The sequence below is a fragment of the Modestobacter sp. SYSU DS0657 genome (assembly GCF_054050925.1).
Window position 1 is genome coordinate 229,607 of record NZ_JBJHAG010000002.1, and the last position, 17,235, is coordinate 246,841.

General features: G+C 71.1%; 13 protein-coding genes. 5 read left to right on the top strand and 8 right to left on the bottom strand.

The features are described from left to right. The first annotated feature begins 188 nt into the window (after positions 1 to 188). On the top strand, positions 189 to 1,667 hold the full coding sequence (locus ACI79A_RS02500; RefSeq protein ID WP_457079573.1) for a sugar transferase: 1,479 nt from the start codon (positions 189 to 191) through the stop codon (positions 1,665 to 1,667). 200 nt (positions 1,668 to 1,867) lie between these two features. Here the strand turns inward: ACI79A_RS02500 and cysC are convergent, their stop codons facing one another. Further along, positions 1,868 to 2,899: an adenylyl-sulfate kinase gene (cysC, locus tag ACI79A_RS02505; RefSeq protein ID WP_457079575.1), complete on the bottom strand. Its 1,032-nt coding sequence runs from the start codon at positions 2,897 to 2,899 to the stop codon at positions 1,868 to 1,870. A gap of 282 nt (positions 2,900 to 3,181) precedes the next feature. Between cysC and ACI79A_RS02510 the strand changes: the two genes are divergently transcribed. Together ACI79A_RS02510 and ACI79A_RS02515 are read left to right on the top strand one after the other, a co-directional pair. After that, positions 3,182 to 4,423 carry a hypothetical protein gene (locus ACI79A_RS02510; RefSeq protein ID WP_457079577.1) on the top strand — a complete coding sequence of 414 codons (1,242 nt, stop codon included), beginning with the start codon at positions 3,182 to 3,184 and terminating at the stop codon, positions 4,421 to 4,423. 159 nt (positions 4,424 to 4,582) lie between these two features. Beyond that, positions 4,583 to 5,338, top strand: coding sequence for a hypothetical protein (locus tag ACI79A_RS02515; RefSeq protein ID WP_457079579.1), 756 nt, complete (start codon positions 4,583 to 4,585; stop codon positions 5,336 to 5,338). Positions 5,339 to 5,356: 18 nt separating this feature from the next. Here the strand turns inward: ACI79A_RS02515 and ACI79A_RS02520 are convergent, their stop codons facing one another. From ACI79A_RS02520 to rfbF, 5 genes are all read right to left on the bottom strand, one after another. Further along, positions 5,357 to 8,326 carry an acetoacetate--CoA ligase gene (locus tag ACI79A_RS02520; RefSeq protein WP_457079581.1) on the bottom strand — a complete coding sequence of 990 codons (2,970 nt, stop codon included), beginning with the start codon at positions 8,324 to 8,326 and terminating at the stop codon, positions 5,357 to 5,359. 87 nt (positions 8,327 to 8,413) lie between these two features. Beyond that, a complete protein-coding gene (locus tag ACI79A_RS02525) occupies positions 8,414 to 9,745 on the bottom strand; it encodes a UDP-glucose dehydrogenase family protein (RefSeq protein ID WP_457079583.1) in 1,332 nt (443 codons plus the stop codon). Position 9,746: 1 nt separating this feature from the next. Then, positions 9,747 to 10,874, bottom strand: coding sequence for an NAD-dependent epimerase/dehydratase family protein (locus ACI79A_RS02530; RefSeq protein ID WP_457079585.1), 1,128 nt, complete (start codon positions 10,872 to 10,874; stop codon positions 9,747 to 9,749). Positions 10,875 to 10,885: 11 nt separating this feature from the next. Beyond that, a complete protein-coding gene (locus tag ACI79A_RS02535) occupies positions 10,886 to 12,196 on the bottom strand; it encodes an NAD(P)H-dependent oxidoreductase (RefSeq protein ID WP_457079587.1) in 1,311 nt (436 codons plus the stop codon). Positions 12,197 to 12,200: 4 nt separating this feature from the next. Continuing rightward, entirely contained in the window at positions 12,201 to 12,986 is a 786-nt protein-coding gene (rfbF, locus tag ACI79A_RS02540) for a glucose-1-phosphate cytidylyltransferase (RefSeq protein ID WP_457079589.1), read from the bottom strand. Between the two features lie 369 nt (positions 12,987 to 13,355). Here rfbF and ACI79A_RS02545 point away from each other — a divergent pair, with 369 nt between their 5' ends. Further along, the gene (locus ACI79A_RS02545; protein ID WP_457079591.1) at positions 13,356 to 13,916 is read left to right on the top strand and encodes a dTDP-4-dehydrorhamnose 3,5-epimerase family protein; all 561 of its coding nucleotides are present in this window, start codon (positions 13,356 to 13,358) and stop codon (positions 13,914 to 13,916) included. Between the two features lie 67 nt (positions 13,917 to 13,983). Here the strand turns inward: ACI79A_RS02545 and ACI79A_RS02550 are convergent, their stop codons facing one another. Further along, on the bottom strand, positions 13,984 to 14,394 hold the full coding sequence (locus ACI79A_RS02550; protein WP_457079593.1) for a MerR family transcriptional regulator: 411 nt from the start codon (positions 14,392 to 14,394) through the stop codon (positions 13,984 to 13,986). A 215-nt stretch (positions 14,395 to 14,609) separates the two neighbouring features. Between ACI79A_RS02550 and ACI79A_RS02555 the strand changes: the two genes are divergently transcribed. Next, positions 14,610 to 15,728: an acyltransferase family protein gene (locus tag ACI79A_RS02555; RefSeq protein WP_457079595.1), complete on the top strand. Its 1,119-nt coding sequence runs from the start codon at positions 14,610 to 14,612 to the stop codon at positions 15,726 to 15,728. 10 nt (positions 15,729 to 15,738) lie between these two features. On the opposite strand, the gene ACI79A_RS02560 is transcribed toward ACI79A_RS02555, so the two are convergent. Further along, the gene (locus ACI79A_RS02560; RefSeq protein ID WP_457079597.1) at positions 15,739 to 16,899 is read right to left on the bottom strand and encodes a glycosyltransferase; all 1,161 of its coding nucleotides are present in this window, start codon (positions 16,897 to 16,899) and stop codon (positions 15,739 to 15,741) included. Positions 16,900 to 17,235: the final 336 nt, after the last annotated feature.

Below are 17,235 nucleotides of genomic sequence, written 5' to 3' on the forward strand. Positions count from 1 at the left end.
TGGCGCTGCGTTCGTGGCCGGTCCCGTACCGGGCGCTCACATTCGGTGGGCACGCCGGGCCGATCGTCCGTAGGTTGGCCTGGTCGGTCGAACAGCGCGGTTCCCGGCAGTTCTGCGCGTGCTCGCCGCCGTGCTCTCCGAACCGCCCTGGGGGCCAATCCGTGTCACTCCTCGACAGCGCAGATGAGGTGGTCACCTCACTCCCGCCGACGACGGCGGGGAACCGTCGCCGGTTCCCGGCGCCGCGGCTACGGGGCGAGGGCACGGCCGCCCGCCGCGCCTGGCGGACGACCTACGTCCGTCGCGTCGTCGCCGGTGACCTGGTGCTGGCCTTCGTCGCCGCCTGGTTCGGCCGGCTGCAGCCGGAGACCGGCCCGCTCGCCGACAACGGCACCCCCTGGACGCTGCTCGTCCTGCCCGTGGTCTGGGTGGCCGCGATGACGCTGGCCCGCACCTACGAGCAGCGCTTCCTCTGGGTCGGGCCCGAGGAGTTTCGCCGGGTCTTCTCCGCCGCGGTGCTGCTGCTGGCCGCCGTCGGCACCTTCTCGTGGGCCTTCAAGCTCGAGCTCGCCCGCAGCTTCGTCGTCGTCGCGCTGCCGCTGGCCACCGCGCTGACCCTGCTGCACCGCTACCTGCAGCGGGTCTGGGTGCACCGCCAGCGCGCGCACGGCCGCTACCAGCAGACCGCCATCCTGGTCGGGCACCGCAACGGCACCGCCGAGCTGCACGCCCAGCTCGAGCGGCAGGCCCGGCACGGCCTGCGGGTCATCGGTGTCTGCCTGCCCAGCGCCGGTCCCGACCGCGAGGTCTTCGACGGGCTGCCGGTGCTCGGCGACTTCTCCGAGATCGTCGACGTCGTGCGGGCCTACGAGGTCGACACCGTCGCCGTGCTGCCCTCCCCGGAGCTGGACGGCGCCGCGCTGCGCCGGCTGGGCTGGGAGCTGGAGACCACCGAGGCCGAGCTGCTGCTGGCCCCCGCCGTCACCGAGGTCGCCGGCCCGCGGGTGGGTATTCGACCGGTCAACGGCCTCCCGCTGCTGCACCTGGAGCGGCCGGAGTTCCGCGGCATCCGCCGGGTCACCAAGGACGTGTTCGACCGCTCGATGGCCTTCCTCGCCATCGTCGTCCTGCTGCCGGTGCTGGTCGCGCTGGCCCTGGCGGTCAAGCTCACCAGCCGTGGGCCGGTGTTCTTCCGGCACGAGCGGATCGGCCGCGCGGGCACGCCGTTCCACGTCCTCAAGTTCCGCAGCATGGTCCCCGACGCGGACGCGAAGATGGCCGAGCTGATGGCGCAGAACGAGGGCAACGACGTCCAGTTCAAGATGAAGCGCGACCCGCGGGTCACCTCCATCGGCCGGGTCATGCGCCGCTACTCCCTCGACGAGCTGCCCCAGCTGTTCAACGTCCTCGGCGGCACCATGTCGCTGGTCGGGCCCCGGCCGCACGTCACCCGCGAGGTCGAGCAGTACGGCTACGACATGCGCCGCCGCCTGCTGGTGAAGCCCGGCATCACCGGGCTGTGGCAGGTCAGCGGCCGGTCCAACCTCTCCTGGGACGACTCGGTGCGCATCGACGTCCGGTACGTGGAGAACTGGTCGCTCACCTTCGACCTGATGATCTTGGGCAAGACCGTCGGCGCCGTCGTCCGCGGATCGGGTGCCTACTGACCCACCGGCCGGTGCCCGCGGCCTGCCGAGCGAGCTGCTCCGGCCGCCGGCGGGTCGCCGGCGGCTCGCGCGCGGAGTGGTCGGTCGCGCTGACGCCGAGCAGCAAGGACGGGGGTGCTGCCGGGGCGGGGACACGCGGGGCCGGTCCCCCGCTCAGCTGCGGACGCCGAACCCGCGGACCGTTCTGGCGTTCGCGGCAGTCAGCCCAGACCGAGGTGGGCAAGCACCGCCCGCGCGCTCTCGTCCACGCTGAGCCTCCGGGTGTCCAGGGTGACCTCGGCATCGGTCGGCTCCTCGTACGGGTCGCTGACGCCGGTGAACTCGGCGATCTCCCCGCGGCGGGCTTTGGCGTACAGCCCCTTGCGGTCGCGAGCCTCGCACTCGGCCAGCGGGGTGGCCACGTGCACCAGGATGAAGGAGCCGGCGCCGGCCTGCTCCTCCACCAGCGCCCGGGCGTCGGCCCGGGTAGCCGCGTACGGCGCGATCGGCGCGCACACCGCGATCCCGCCGTGCTTGGCGATCTGCCCGGCCACCCAGCCGATCCGCCGCACGTTCGTGTCCCGATCGGCCTTGGAGAACCCCAGCCCGGCCGACAGGTGGGTGCGTATCTCGTCGCCGTCCAGCAGGGTCACCGTGCGGCCGCCCTCCAGTAGCAGCTCCACCAGCCGTGCGGCGACGGTCGACTTCCCCGCCCCGGACAGGCCCGTGAACATGACGGCGCGGCCACCGGTCCGGGGCTGGACCGGGTCGACCCGGGCGCCCAGCAACTGGCCGCCGTAGGCATCGGCGAGCTCCGGCCACCCGACCTCCGGGGTGGCTGCGCTGACCGGCACCGGGACGACCAGCACCTCCGAGCTGGCCCCGACCGCCTGCGTCCAGGCGCCGGCGGCGAGTGAGATGAGGGCTGCGTCCGGTGCGGAGCCGGCGACCGGGAGGAGTGCCAGCAGCACCGGCGGCAGGGGGGTGACGTCGTCCGGCGGGTTGCCCACCCACACCGCCGGCACCGGCCAGCCGCGCTCCTGCACCTCTGCCCGTACCGAGGACGGTGCGCGCCAGCGCGTCATCTCCCGCACCGTGATGCGCCCACCGTCTCGGCTGGCGACGAGGACCCCCTCGGCGTCCTCGTACTCATCGGCCGTCGGGAGCGCTGGGAGGTCGGGAGTGAGCCCGTACGCGTAGCGGGCCAGCGCCGCGAGTTGGCCATGCGAGAGCCTGGCTCGAGTGTCCGCCATGAGTCGCAGTGTCCCAAGCGCTGGGGCAACACCGTGGAGGTGGCCACTGCAGACCGCGTCGTCACTCCGACGGGCGACCGGGCGGTGATCGATCGAGTGACGAGGGGCGCAGGCCCTGGTCACTGCGCGTGAGCATGGATTGTGTCGCTCGCTCGTGCAACCGGTCCGTCCGGTGACCGTCCTCGTTCCCGGGCCGGCCGCAGCATCCTGGGCCTTGCGCTCCTGCTCGCCACCAGCGCGTGTGGACCGGCGGTCGAGCATCCTCAGGAGCAGCCGGTCGCCATGGTCCACGACCCTGCGGCGCTCTGCCCGGAGCCTGCCGTCGCGATCACCGCCCCTCGTGACGGGAGCGTGGTCGCGCCCGGACCGATCACGGTGATCGGCACCACGGCGACAGCGGGGGAGCTGCTGGTGTGGTCGGCCAGCGATCTCACCGGCGCCCAGGTCGCGTCCGGCTTCGCCACGAGTGCGCCCCTCGGTGAGACGGGGCTCTTCACGATCCCGCTGACGCTGGCCGCAGGCAGGTACACCGTGGAGACCAAGCCCGCCGACACCTCCAGCGGCGGTCCCGGAGAGCAGTGTGCCGTGGCCACCAGTGACCTGGTGGTCGACGGATCGACCCCGGGGCCTCGGTGGCCGTCAGGCGCATCGGGGAACGGCGTTGCCAACGGTGGGTTCGCGGCGTGGAGGGGAGCGGCCGTGGCGATCGGGGGGACCTGGGCGGACAGCGGCGCTGGGCAGCTCGCGCTGTGGCAGTTGCAGCCCGGCGGGGAGTACGGAGCCTGGACCGGCGATCTCGAGATCGCGGTGGGCGCGATCGACCGGGGCGAGACCTGGGCCGAGGCGTCCCGGGGCGCGTACGACGCGCGGTGGTCCAGGTCGCTGAGGCTGATGGCCGAACTGTGGGGGGATCGGGGCGGGACGCTGTACATCCGGTTCGCCCACGAGTTCAACGGTGACTGGTACCCGTGGTCGGTGGGCTTCTCGGAGGTGGACGACTTCCAGGCGGCCTGGCATCGGTTCCGTGCGCTGCAGCTGGTGGAGTTCCCCTCGGCCCGGCTGGTGTTCGCGCCGAACTCCACCAGCGTCGGGCGGTTCGGCTCGGACTGGCGGGAGGCGTTCCCCGGGCCCGGCCAGGTCGACGTCGTCTCGGTGAGCTACTTCAACGGTTGGCCCTACGTCGACAGCGTGGAGGCCTTCCAGCAGTTGGCTGTCTCCCAGGACCAGTTCGGAGGCCCGCGGGGCATCGAGCAGCATCGGGAGTTCGCCCGGTCCGTGGGTCTGCCGTTCGCGGTGAGCGAGTGGGCCAACCACGCGCAGTTCGGCGACTCCAGCCCCTGGGTGGAGCAGATGTACGGCTTCTTCAACGCCCACGCGGGCACCGGGGCCGGGCAGGTGCTCTACGAGATCGCCTTCAATGCGGTCCGGGACGGAAACGCGTTCGGCATGTATCCGGAGACGCGGACACCGCTTGCTGCGGCGGCCTATCGACGACTGTGGTCGGGTGATGCCGCCATCGGGTGACGGTGCAGAGTCGGTGGCTTGGCAGCGGAGAGTCACGACGCGCTGGCGACCTAGCCCCCCGCCGGCCATCTATCCGTCATGTTCCGTCCACCTCCCGTAGGACTGCACGTCTGGAGCTGTTCAACGCAAGGCGGCTCGTTGGTCCTACCGAGGGAGGCCGTGCTGAGTCGAGCCCGTGCGGTCTCCGAGGCCGTCCGCGGCGCCGTGCACCATGGCGTCCGCGAGGTGGACCGCCGGCTCCTCCTCGCCTTGCTCGCGGTCGTCGGCAGCCTGGTGATGGTCCACGTCGTGCGGCACTCGCAACAGGACACCGATGTGGTGGACGACTGGCTCGCCTCGGACACCTGGTCCCTCGAGGCGGATCGCCAGGTCCCCGAGTCGTGGGGCTACCTGCTGTTGCTGGCCGCGGTGGTGATGCTGGTCTGGCGGGCGCGCGCCCAGCGACATCGGTTGTACCTGGCGTGGGCGGCCGCCTTCGCGCTGGCGCTGGTGGACGACGCGTTCCAGCTGCACGAGCGGGTGGGCTGGCGGGTCACCTCGTGGTCGTGGGTGCCTGATCGGCTGGCCGGCCTCGGCACCCAGGACCTGGTCGAGTTGGGCACCTGGGCAGGTCTGGCCGTCGTGCCACTGCTCGCGGTGGTCGTGTCGCACCGGCGCAGCACGCCCACCGTCCAGCGCGATGGCCTGCTCATCGGGCTGCTCGCCCTCGGCTACGTCGGGGTCGGGATCGGCCTGGACATGGTGCACAGCCTGATCGACTCCCACGGGTTGGCGGTGGCCATCGGCATCGGGGAGGACGGGGGCGAGCTGCTCGTCCTCAGCGTCCTGGTCGCGGTGCTGTTCGGGCTCTCCCGTCGCGCGACGGACGTGCGACCGCCGGTGCGGCAGGCCACCGCCACCGTAACCGTGGGCTGAGTCGCCCGGCCCGGTTCCTCATCGACGCGGCGGCCCGTCCAGGGCGTCCAGCGCGACGGACACCTGCCGTGCGGTCGCCTCCGCGTGCCGGAGCCCCAGCATGTCGTGGTGGGCACCGGGGACGTCGACGACCCGGAGGTCGGGGAGCACCGCCCGCCACGCGCCCATCACGTGCTGGAACACGGGGATGCGCCGGTGTGCACGGAAGAAGGTGACCGGACCGGAGTAGGGCTCGACGCGGTGGTCACCGTGCACCTCTGCCGCAGCCAGGAACATGCGGTGCTCGGCCGGCCCGTCGTCCGGCCGGAGCCGCTCCTGGAGCAGCTGTCGGTACGTGTGGTTCATCAGGCCTGGGGTGATCGTGGCGAGCCGGTCGGCCCAGCGCTTGGCCCGCTGCTGGCGGGGTGTGAGCATCGCCAGGGGAGGCAGGACGTCGAGCAGGCCCACGAACTCGACCTCCCGTCCGGCCGCTCGCAGAGTGCGGGCTGCTTCGAGGGCCAGCAGCCCCCCGAAGGAGTGCCCGGCCAGCCGCAGCGGGCCGGTCGGCACAAGCCGGGTGACCTCCGCGACGGCCGACGCGACGAGCGCGGGAACGGACGGTGGGGTGCTGCCGTCGTCGGGCAGGTGTGCCCGGATGCCGTGGACCGGGCCGGTCGAGGTGAGCGCTTGCGACGCCGCGGCGTATATGTCCACGTCGCCCCACAGGTCGTGGACCAAGAACAGCGCAGGCCGCCCCGGCTCACCGGGAGCGAGGAGGACAGTGCCGGCAGAGTCGGTCACCGGCCTCGTCCGACAGACCACCTCGATGAACTCGGTACCGGTCGGATCAGCCAGCAGGGCGTCGACGCCGACGTCCCGTCCGGCCTCCACCCGGACCCGCCGTGCCAGCGTCATCGCCTGCCGGGACGTGCCCCCCAGTTCGGAGAACGTGCCGCCGGCGGAGGGATGTACTCCCAGCAGCTGCTGCCACAGCCGGACGACGACGGCGGCTGGGTCCTCGACGTCATCCGCAGCCGCGGGTTTCATGGCGATGCCACCCCCCCTGTTCCGCGCCAGGGCGGCTGCCCGGGTGATCGCATCGAGACACTCGGGGTTGCGCAGCGAGGACAGGTTGGCCGCCGGCCGGCCGGCCATGGCGTCACGCGCTGCGCGGTCAGAGCGCTTGCCGTTGTGCGTCAGCGGCAGCTCGGGCACCGCCAGCACCAGCGAGGGGACGTGGGCGGCGGAGGCCTGGTCGTGCAGCATCGTGCGGATCACCCGTTCGACGCGCTCGTCCAGGACAGCACCCGGACGGAGCACCACCAGGAGCACCAGCCGGCTGAGTCCGCGGGTGTGGGGGTCCTCCTGTTCCAGCGCCAAGGCGTCGGCGACCTCCGGGACCTGGCGCACGATGGCGTAGATCTCCGACGGGCCGATGCGCACCCCGTCGATGTTCAACACGCCGTCGGACCGGCCGTGCAGGCGCGTGGAGCCGTTGGTTCCGATGTCGACCAGGTCTCCCTGGGTCCACATGCCGGGGTGCTCGGCGAAGTAGGCCTGGTGCCGGCGCGTGCCGTCGGGGTCGCGGAGGAAACAGACCGGGCGGGAGGGGAAGGGGTTGCGGCAGACGAGGTCACCGACCTGGTCGATCAGCTGCTTCCCCGCCGGGTCGACGGCGACGACGTCCAGGCCCAGACTCAGCGCCTGGGCGCGCCCGCGCCGGATGGGGAGGTCGGGGCGGCCGAGCACGAGGCAGCCGATGAGGTCCGTACCGCCGCTGATCGACTGCAGCGGCTGCGGACCGACGGCGTCGGCGAACCAGTCGAACTGCCAGTCGTGCAGCACGGCCCCGGTCGACAGCACCGCCCGCAGTCGGGACAGGTCCTCCTCGGCGGCGGGCCGGTACCCGGCGTCCTGGCACAGCTGCAGGTAGGCCGGGCTGGTGCCGAACACGGTGACGTGCTCCTCGGCGACCAGCCGCCAGAGTGTCTCAGGTCCGTGGAGAGGGCCGTCGTACAGCACCACGTGCGCCCCGGCGGCCAACGCGGACAGCTGCCAGTTCCACATCATCCACGCCGTCGTCGTGTGGAAGTACAGCGTGTCGACGGGGGTGAGGTCGACGTGCAGCCGGTGTTCCTTGACGTGCTCGAGCAGCGACCCACCCGCCCCGTGGACCATCGCCTTGGGTGGGCCCGTGGTCCCGGAGGAGAACATCACGAACAGCGGGTGGTCGAACGGCAGCCGTGGCCACGGCACCGGGGCGCTGTCCTCGTCTTCGTCGGGCAGCAGGTCGGCCAGCCGCGCGGTCACCCTGGTGGACTCGGGCAGGGGGCCGTCATCAAGGACGAGCACCGATCGGAGGGTCGGCAGGCCCTCGAGCAGCGCGCTCAGCGTGTCCCCGGGGACGCCCTGCCAGGCCTCCTGCCCCGTGCGGTCGAGAACGAGCAGCGTCGGCTCGACCTGCTCGAAGCGGCCGAGCAGGGCGGCTGGCCCCATGTCGGGGGTACCTGTGGAGACAGCGCCGCCCAGGGCCGCCACGGCCAGTGCCGTCGTCACCGCTGACGCGGTGTTGGGAGCCACCAGGACCACACGGTCGCCGGGCTGCACCCCCAGACCCGTCAGAGCGGTGGCGGAGGCCTGCACGACCTCCCGCAACCGGGTACGCGAGAAGTTCTGCCGGGAACCGTCACCGTGGACGGCGGTCAGCGCGGGAGCGTCCTCGTCGACGCCGGGCAGGGGACGCAGGAGGTTCTCGGCGTAGTTGAGCCGTAGATCCGGGAAGAAGCGGGCGTGCTCGACATCGTCGTCGGTGCAGACGACCTCCGCGGACCCCTCCCATGTCAGCTCTGACCAGTCGAGGAAGAGGCGCCAGAAGTCGCGGTACCGCCCCACTGTCGACCGGTGCAGCTCGGCGGGCGATCCGGCCGGTGCACCGGCGACGGCGGCCCAGTGGTGGCTGAAGTCGTTCAGCTGTGGACGACGGAGGACTCGCTCGCCGCCGCTCGGCATCTCGTCCTCCTCCTCGGCGCTGGTGCACCGACCTCGGGCCGGACTCTGGACGCTAGGCCCCCTGGATCGAGTCCGCGACCCTCCTGGTCACATTCCGACGCCCTCGTACCGCGGCACGGAGTCCTTCGGCAGGAGGCGGCGCCCGTCGATGACGGCGCAGTCCTGGCCGCGGTCGGCCAGCAACGCCGGCAAGCGCTCGAAGTGCTTCCACCGGGTCATCACCAGGACGGCATCCGCCTCGGCGGTGGCTGCCTCGAGGGAGTCCTCGAAGCGGACGTCCTCACCGAGGACCGCCTCGGCCGCGGAGCGGGCCACCGGGTCGTAGGCGGTCACCGTCGCACCGGCCTCCAGCAGCGCCCGCGTCACCGGCAGGGACGGCGACTCGCGGATGTCGTCAGTACCGGGCTTGAACGCCATGCCCAGAACGGTGATGCGCGCACCGGCCAGCTCGGGCACCTGACGACGGAGCAGCTCCAGCATCCGGGCCGGCTGGGCGGAGTTGGTGTCGATGACCGCGTCGAGGATGGACATGTCGCTGCCGTGCTGCTTGCCGAAGGCGACGAGGGCCTTGACGTCCTTCGGGAAACAGCTGCCACCGAAACCGCAGCCGGCGGCTAGGTACGTCAGGAAGCCCGGGGAAACCCGTGAACCGTCCGCGGCGACCGGCGAGAGCCGCTTGTCCAGGTGCACCCCGGCCATTGCCTCGACCACGTCGACACCGACGGCGGCGCAGAGGTTCCCGATCTCGTTGGAGAAGGAGATCATCGTCGCGAGCAGCGAGTTGGCCGTGTACTTGATCATCTCGGCGGTCGTCGGGTCGGTCCGCACGATCGCCGCATCCGTGAAGGCTGCGTACAGCTCCGCCAGCGCCTGCTGACTGCGCTCGTCGATCCCGCCCAACACGATGCGGTCCGGGGCCATGAAGTCGGCGACCGCGGCCCCCTCGGCGAGGAACTCCGGGTTCATCCCCACACCGAAGTCGGTGCCGGCGCGCTTCCCCGATGCTTCCTCCAGGACCGGGAGCACGACGCCGGCGGTCGTCCCCGGGACGACCGTGCTCTTGACGACGACGACGTGGTACCCGTCCTTCTCCGCGAGTGCCTCACCGATCTGGCGGGCCGCCTCGCGGACGAACCGGAGGTCGATCTCCTCCCCGTCGAACGGGGTGCCGACCGCGACCAGCGTCAGGTCGCTGTCGAGGACGGCGGACCGCAGGTCCGTGGTGGCCCGCAGCCGGACGCCGACGTTGCGTCCCAGCAGCTCCTCCAGGCCCTCTTCGAAGATCGGGGTGACGCCCTTGTTGATCAGGTCGACCTTGGCCTGGTCGATGTCGACGCAGGTGACCTGGTGCCCCAGTTCGCTCAGCCCGACCCCGGACACGAGGCCCACGTAGCCGGTGCCCACCACGGAGACGCGCATGTCAGGAGTCCTCCGCCGTCGAGTTGCCCCGGTACCAGACCAGGGCGCGGCGCAGCCCCTCGTCCAGGGCGATGCCCGGCTCGTAGTCCAGTTCCTCGCGGGCCTTGGTGATGACCGGGCAGCGCCGGTTCGGGTTGTCGACCAGGTAGTCCGCGTCCTCGCTGGTGCCCCGCACCACCGAGCCGCTGTACCCGAACTGGGTCCGGGCCTGGGCCACCATGCGGTCGGCGAGCTCGGCGATGCTGATCTCCGGCGTCTCGGTGCCGATGTTGTATGCCTCCCCGGGGCGGCCTCGGACGAGGATCTTGTAGTAGCCGATCACGGCGTCGGCGACGTAGCAGAACGTCCGGGTCGGGGTGCCGGGGGAGAGCATCACGATGTCCCGGTCGGCCAGGATGTCGCGGGCGAAGTCGGAGATGACCCGGCCGTCGGAGATCTTCAGGCCCGGGCCGTAGTTGTTGAACGGCCGGGCGACGGTGACCGGGAGCCCGTGCTGCTGGGCGAAGTTCACGCACAGCGTCTCGCCGTAGCGCTTGGACTCGTCGTAGCAGGCCCGGGGGCCGGTGCAGCTGACGTTGCCCCGGTAGGTCTCCGGCGTCGGGATGTTTTCCGGCGTGGGGTCGCCGTAGATTTCACTCGTCGAGTAGAAGAGGAACCCGCGCAGCGGGGTGCCCGCGCGCTTCTGCTCGAGCGCGTACTCCAGCAGGCTGCGCAGCCCGTTGACGTTGGCGTCCATCGTCTCGATCGGGTGCATCCGGTAGTACGTCGGAGAGGCGATCGAGGCGGCGTGGACGACGTAGTCGACGTGCCCGAGGTCCTCGGGCAGCGGACCGGTGATGTCGAAGACCTGCAGCGTCAGGTTCGGCGTGCCCTCGAGACGGCTCAGCCAGTCCGGCACACCCCGGGAGTAGTTGTCGTACACCAGGATGTCGATGGGCTCGGCGCCCGAGGTGGCGTTCCAGTGCACGGCGGCCTGGACGAGGTAGTGCCCGAGGAAGCCGGCACCGCCCACGATGAGCAGGCGGTGGCCGGACATCTGGGCGAACTCCTCGCTCAGGCCGGCGCAGATGTGGTCGAGGTCCTGGACCACCACGGCCCGGGCGTCCCGGGCCTCATCGGTCTCGGGCATGGTCTCCGCGTTCATCGGGCGGTCACCGGAGCGGCCGCGGGGAACATCTCGTCCTGCTGCGCACGGAGCTCGTGCACGAGCGTGCCCGTGGGCAGCTCGACGTCGTCATAGGTGAGCACCTGGTCCTTCACCACGTCGCGCACGAGCCGGCAGCCCTCGGCCAGGCCCATCGGCAGCAGCCGCTCCGCGCGGGTGACCGCGTAGCTCTCGCACTGCCCGTAGGTCAGGTACTCGCCCAGGCCGTCGAGGACCTGGCCGGCCTGGGCGTCGACCTTGGCCGTGGTGACCACGTCGACCACCGGACCGGCCAGCGGCGCGATCGGTGCGTCGCCGAACAGCGCGACCCGAGCGACCGAGGCGGCCACCTCGAAGACGGTCAGGTGGTAGGGCACGTAGAAGCTGTACACCGGGCCCTTGCCCAGCTTCCCGTAGTCCAGGTAGAGCGACTGGATCTCGTCAGCGGCCTCGGCGAACACGTACACGCCCGGGCCGGGAGCTGCGCCCACGACGTACTCGACCGCGCCACCGAGGGCGCGCAGCTGCTCGACGTCGTACATGTCGACCATCTCGTCGACGTGGCCGCGGTGCTCGATGCCGATCATGCCGCGCTGGGCCACACCCATGCCGGTGGCGTTCGCCACCAGCGCCTGCTCGAAGGAGATCTTGGTGCCGTCGGCGAACGAGGTCACCATGCTCGGCGTCTGACCCCACTGCTTGGCGAAGGACGCCTGGGTGGTGGGGTTGCGGTAGTGGTCCTGCAGGCCCTTGATGTTGCCGGCCACCAGCGGCCGCAGCCCGAGGGAGCGCACGAACCGGAGCAGGTTCATCTGCACGGCCGGCTGGTCGCCGTCGCAGCCGGTGACCAACACCCCGGCGGCGTCGGCCTTGACCTTGAGCAGCGGGCCGACGGTCGCGTCGAGCTCGGCGTTCATCAGGACGACGTGCTTGCCGCCCTCGATGGCCGCCAGCGAGACATGGGCTCCGTACTCGATGTGCCCGGTGGCCTCGACCACGACCTGGACGCACTCGGCGCCGCAGACCACGGCCGGGTCACTCGTCACCGCGTGGCCGCCGGCGCGAACCACGTCGTCCAGCTCGGCGCTGGTGCTGACGACGACGGCGTCGTCGATCCCGGCCTTCGCGTACGCCTGCAGGGCGGCGTCGACCGACCTGTTGCAAATGGCGACCAGGTCCATCCCCGGGGTGTACCGGGAGATCTGGTTCGCGATCCCGCGGCCCATGAAGCCGGCGCCGAACATCGCGAACCGGACCGGGTCACCGGCCTTGGCCCGCGCCTCGAGGGCGGTGTCGATCAGGATCACCAGTTCACCAGACCTTCCACGGCGCGGAGCCGCGCTGCCACAGTTCTTCGAGGACGTTCTTGTCCCGCAGGGTGTCCATAGGCTGCCAGAAGCCGGGGTGCCGGTAGGCGGTGAGCTGGCCGGCGTGCGCCAGCTCGCGCAGCGGCTCCTGCTCCCAGACGGTGTCGTCGCCGCTGATCCGTTCGATGACGCTCGGCTCGAGCACGAAGTACCCACCGTTGATCCAGGCGCCGTCACCCTCGGGCTTCTCCTGGAAGGCGTGGATCGCCGTCTGGTCCTCGCTGAGCACGATGGCGCCGAACCGACCCGGGGGTTGCACGGCCGTCATCGTCGCCTCCCGGCCTTCCTGGTGGTGGAACCGGATCAGCTCGGTGACGTCGACGTCGGCGACACCGTCGCCGTAGGTGAAGCAGAAGGTCTCGTCGCCGATGTGGTCGGCAACCCGGCGGAGTCGTCCGCCGGTCATGGTCGAGTCCCCGGTGTCGACGAGGGTCACCCGCCAGTCCTCGGCCTTGGCCGAGTGCACGTCGATCTGGTTCTTGGCCAGGTCGATCGTGACGTCGGACATCCGCAGCGCGTAGGAGGCGAAGTACTCCTTGATGTAGGACCCCTTGTATCCGCAGCAGATGACGAAGTCGTTGATCCCGTGCGCGGAGTACGTCTTCATGATGTGCCAGAGGACCGGGTAGCCGCCGATCTCGACCATGGGCTTCGGTCGTACGGAGGTCTCCTCGCTGAGGCGGGTCCCCAGGCCGCCGGCGAGGATGACCGCCTTCATGCGGCGCCACACGGCGACAGTGCGGATGCGGATCGATCAACTCGATTGAGCACGGAACTTCCCCTCTTCGTCACAACGGCGTCCATCGTCGCGCACGGACGGTGGGCATGGCGGTGGATCTGGGCGTCTCCGCTCGAACGGGTGACAATCGGCAACCACCCTGCGTGGCGCGCTGGGCGACCAGCGTCCAGAGAGTGTCCGGCCCGGCGCACGGCCTGTCGAGACTCCCTGGTGTGGTGCTCCCCGGGCCCGTGCCGCGAGATACCCTGGCCGCCCTCATCGACCTCCGACGAGCGGGAGCACCGTGCGAGCACAGATGACCGTCACACCGAGGGGCGCAGGCGTGGCGGGCGCGCTGCGCGACGGACGCCGGGCCGGGGCATGAGGTACACGCCGCTGGCGGTGGACGGTGTCCACCTGGTCGAACTGGAACCCCGTTCGGACGAACGGGGGTTCTTCGCCCGCGCCTACGCCGGTGAGGAGCTGGCGGAGCGGGGCCTCGAGGCTCAGGTGGCGCAGTGCAACCTGTCCTACAACCGTCTCGCCGGGACGGTGCGGGGACTGCACCTGTCCCTACCAGGTCATCCGGAGGCCAAGTTCGTCCGGTGCACAGCAGGCGCGATCGTCGACGTCGCAGTCGACGTGCGCCCGGACTCCCCGACGTACCTCCAGCACGTGATGGTCGAACTGACCGCGGACAACCGTCAGGCCCTGTACGTCCCACCGCACCTCGCTCACGCCTATCAGACGCTGACCGACGACACCGAGGTGCTCTACATGGTCAGCACCCCTTACGCGCCGGGCGCGGAGATCGGTTTCCGGTACGACGACCCGGCATTCGGCATCGAGTGGCCACGAGAGGTCGCCATGGTCTCGGAGAAGGACACGTCCTGGGCCGACTTCGACCGAGAGGCCAACGCCGCCACGTTCGCGAGGTCCTGAGCCGCATCGACCGTTGCCGGAGCGCCGTCAGCGGAGCGGCCTCCACCGGGGGTGAGCCGTCGAGCGCTCAGCGAACCTGGGGGTCCTCCACCGATCGGAGCACGGAGATGAACTCGTCGGCCCGCTCCAGCTGGGTCTGCAGCTGTGCCCGGCGGGTCAGGGCGCTCGCGAGGAAGGTGCGCAGCCGGTCGAGAAGTGCCTCACGTTCCGCTGGGGTCAGGTGCACTCGGCGGAGTCCCTCCACCACGTCCAGCAGGTCGCGCATCTCGTCCACCGTGAAGCCCAGTGGCTTCATCCGCCGGATCACCATCAGCCGCTGGTAGTCCGCCTCGCTGTAGAGCCGAAAGTTCCCTGCCGTCCGAGCTGACGGGGTCAGCAGGCCGGTCTCGTCGTAGTGGCGGATCGTCGGATGTGACAGGCCGGTGCGCTCGGCGAGCACGCCGATGCGCATGAGTGGCGGGACTGACGGGCCGCTCATGTCTACCTCCGGGCATGCGGTTGCGCTTCTGGGTGGAACCGACTGCGCAGAGTAGCCGCTTTCCGTGGCGAGGGAAGCGCGGACCCCCCAGTGGTGCGGGAACCTGCGCCATAGCCTCAGGTGAAGTTAGAGTCTCGATCGTGACGGATGGTGAGCGGCGGCAGTCCGCAAGCGTGCGGTCGAAGGGCGTCCGTCCTGAGTCCGCGCAGCCGTCCGTGAGCCGGCCGGCGAGCACGCTGTCCAGCGAGTTCGATCCGCGCCGGAACAGCCTAACGGTGCTGCGGCTGGTCCTCGCCGGGATCGTGGCCGTCGGGCACGCGTTGCTCGTCGGGTTCGGCCACCAGCCTGCTCTCGGCAGGACGAACCTGGCCGACTACGCCGTGGACGCCTTCTTCGTCGTCAGCGGTTTCCTGGTGGCCGGCAGCTACCTGCGGCTGAGGTCGTTCCGGCGGTACGCCTGGCACCGATTCCTGCGGATCATGCCCGGCTTCTGGGTCTGCCTCGTGGTGACCGCCGTCGTCGTCGCGCCACTGGCTGCGGCGCTGTCGGGCGCCGCCCCCTGGACGGTGTTCACCGCCGAGGAGGACCCGGCGTGGCAGTACCCCGTGGTCAACGCCGCACTCCCCATTCTCCAGTACGAGATCGCCGGGCTGAGCACCGACGTCGGCGAGACGGCCCTGGACGGGTCGCTCTGGACGTTGCAGTACGAGGCGGCCTGCTATGCCCTGGTCGCGCTCCTCGGGCTCTTCGCCCTCCTCCACCGTCGCGCACCGCTGGTCGTCCTCGCGGTCACGGCCTGGCTGCTGGCGCTGCTCGAGAACGCCGCGCTGATCCCCGTCGACGTCCCGGTGTTCTCCAATCAGGAGCTTTTCCGTCTGACGCTGTTCTTCCTGCTCGGCGCGGCTGCGTTCGTGCACGCCGATCGTGTCCCCATCCGTGGTCGCTGGGCGCTGCTCGCGACGGGGACCGTGCTCGCCGGGGCCTTCATGCTCGACGACTACCACCTCGTCGGGGCGGTCGGCTTCGCCTACCTCTGCCTGTACGCCGTCGTCCGGCTGCCGCTGCGCCAGAACCCGGGCTGGGACTTCTCTTACGGGCTGTACATCTACCACTGGCCGGTGGAGTTCCTGCTCGCCCTGGCCGGGGCGACCGCGCTCGGGGAGGCGACCTTCGTGCTGCTCAGCCTGGTGCTGGCTCTCGTCGCAGCGGCCGCCTCCTGGTACGTCGTCGAACACCCGGCGCTCCAGTTGAAGGACGCTGCCTGGGTCGACAGGTCCCGCACCGGCCACGCTCGTCCGCGCGTGGACCCGCGGGTCACACGCGCTGACGGCTGAACCGGCTGGTTCAGCTCCCGAACGGGTGCCGGCCGGGCTGGATCGCCGCCAGCAGCGGCCGGACGGCGGCCTTCCACGAGTGGTCCTCGGCGACGGCCCGGGCACCTGCGCGGCCCAGTTCCGCGCTGCGGCCGGGGTCGGTCAGCAGGTCGATGACCGCGGCCGCCATCTGCTCGGGGGCGTCCGCCACGACGACCCCCCGCCCGACCAGGTCCTCCAGCCCTTCGGCCCCGATGGTGGTGGCCACCACCGGCCTGCCTGCGGCGAGGGACTCGAGGATCTTCAGGCGTGACCCACCGCCGGCGCGCAGCGGGGCGAGCGACACCCGGGTGCGCTCGTACCAGGGGGCGAGGTCGGCGACGGTCCCGGTGACCTCGACGCTGGGGCCGGCGAGACTCCGTACTGCCTCGGTCGGGTTGCGACCCACCAGCTGGAGTCGGGCATCCGGCACCGCGGCAACGACCCGGGGCCAGACCGTCCGGCTGAACCACAGGGCCGCATCGACGTTCGGGCCCCAGGAGAGCAGGGCCACGAAGCTGGCGATGGGTCCGGTGGCCGGGGGCAGCGGTTCCGGCTCGTCCCAGGCGTTCGGCACGACGACCACCTGGGGGAGCGTCACGATCGACTCCAGGGTGACCCGGTCGACCTCGCTCACCACGGCGACGACGTCGACTCCTGCGGCGCGCCGCTCCAGGCGCCGCAGGGCGAGTGCCTCGACGGCGAAGACCAGCCGGCGCAGTCCGCGCCCGGCGTCGGCGATCCGGAGTGCCAGTGCCGACTCGATGTTGTGCATGTCGAGCACCCGCGTCCTGGCGTTCAGGCCGCGGGCGTAGGGGAGCAGCTGGACGTGCTCGACCACGAGGACGTCGGTGTCGTCCCGGACGGCGGAGGCGACGGCTTCGGCCAGGCGCGGGTCCCAGAAGCGCGCCGCGGTCAGGGACTGGCCGCGGGCCAGGCCGGCCAGCAGGTCGCGCACGCGGCGGGTGTGCGGCACGCTGCGCACCTCGATGCCCTCGGCGACCAGAGGAGCTGCGTCCTCGTCGGTGCCCGCCAGGGCGCAGATGGTGACCTCGCCGTGTTCGCGAAGGGCTCGGACGATGCCGAGCGTGCGCCGCTTGTCCCCGCTGTTGGGTGGCCACGGCAGGAACTTGGCGACGACGACGCTGCGCACAGGAACACCTCGGGTGGAAGGGGGGCGGGTGCGCACGGTAGCTGGTCACCGCCTGGCAGCAGACCGCCAACCCTCCCGGGGCCTGACGCGGCGGCGAGGGCCGGGCGCCGCGGTCTGATCGCGTGTGTTCGCTCGGCGTGGCGTACCTCACGTTTGTTCGACTGGAGAACGAACGTGCAGCTCAGACACCCCCGAGAGGGTCTCCTCGAGAGCGCGGGGGTGCTCGCTGGTGCTGGTGTGACTCGTGTGCACTGGCATTACTCCGCGTGACTTCTCGGATGCTGAACGAAGTGCAAGCATCCATATGTCGTTGATGTAATTCGTTCACGCGCCTGC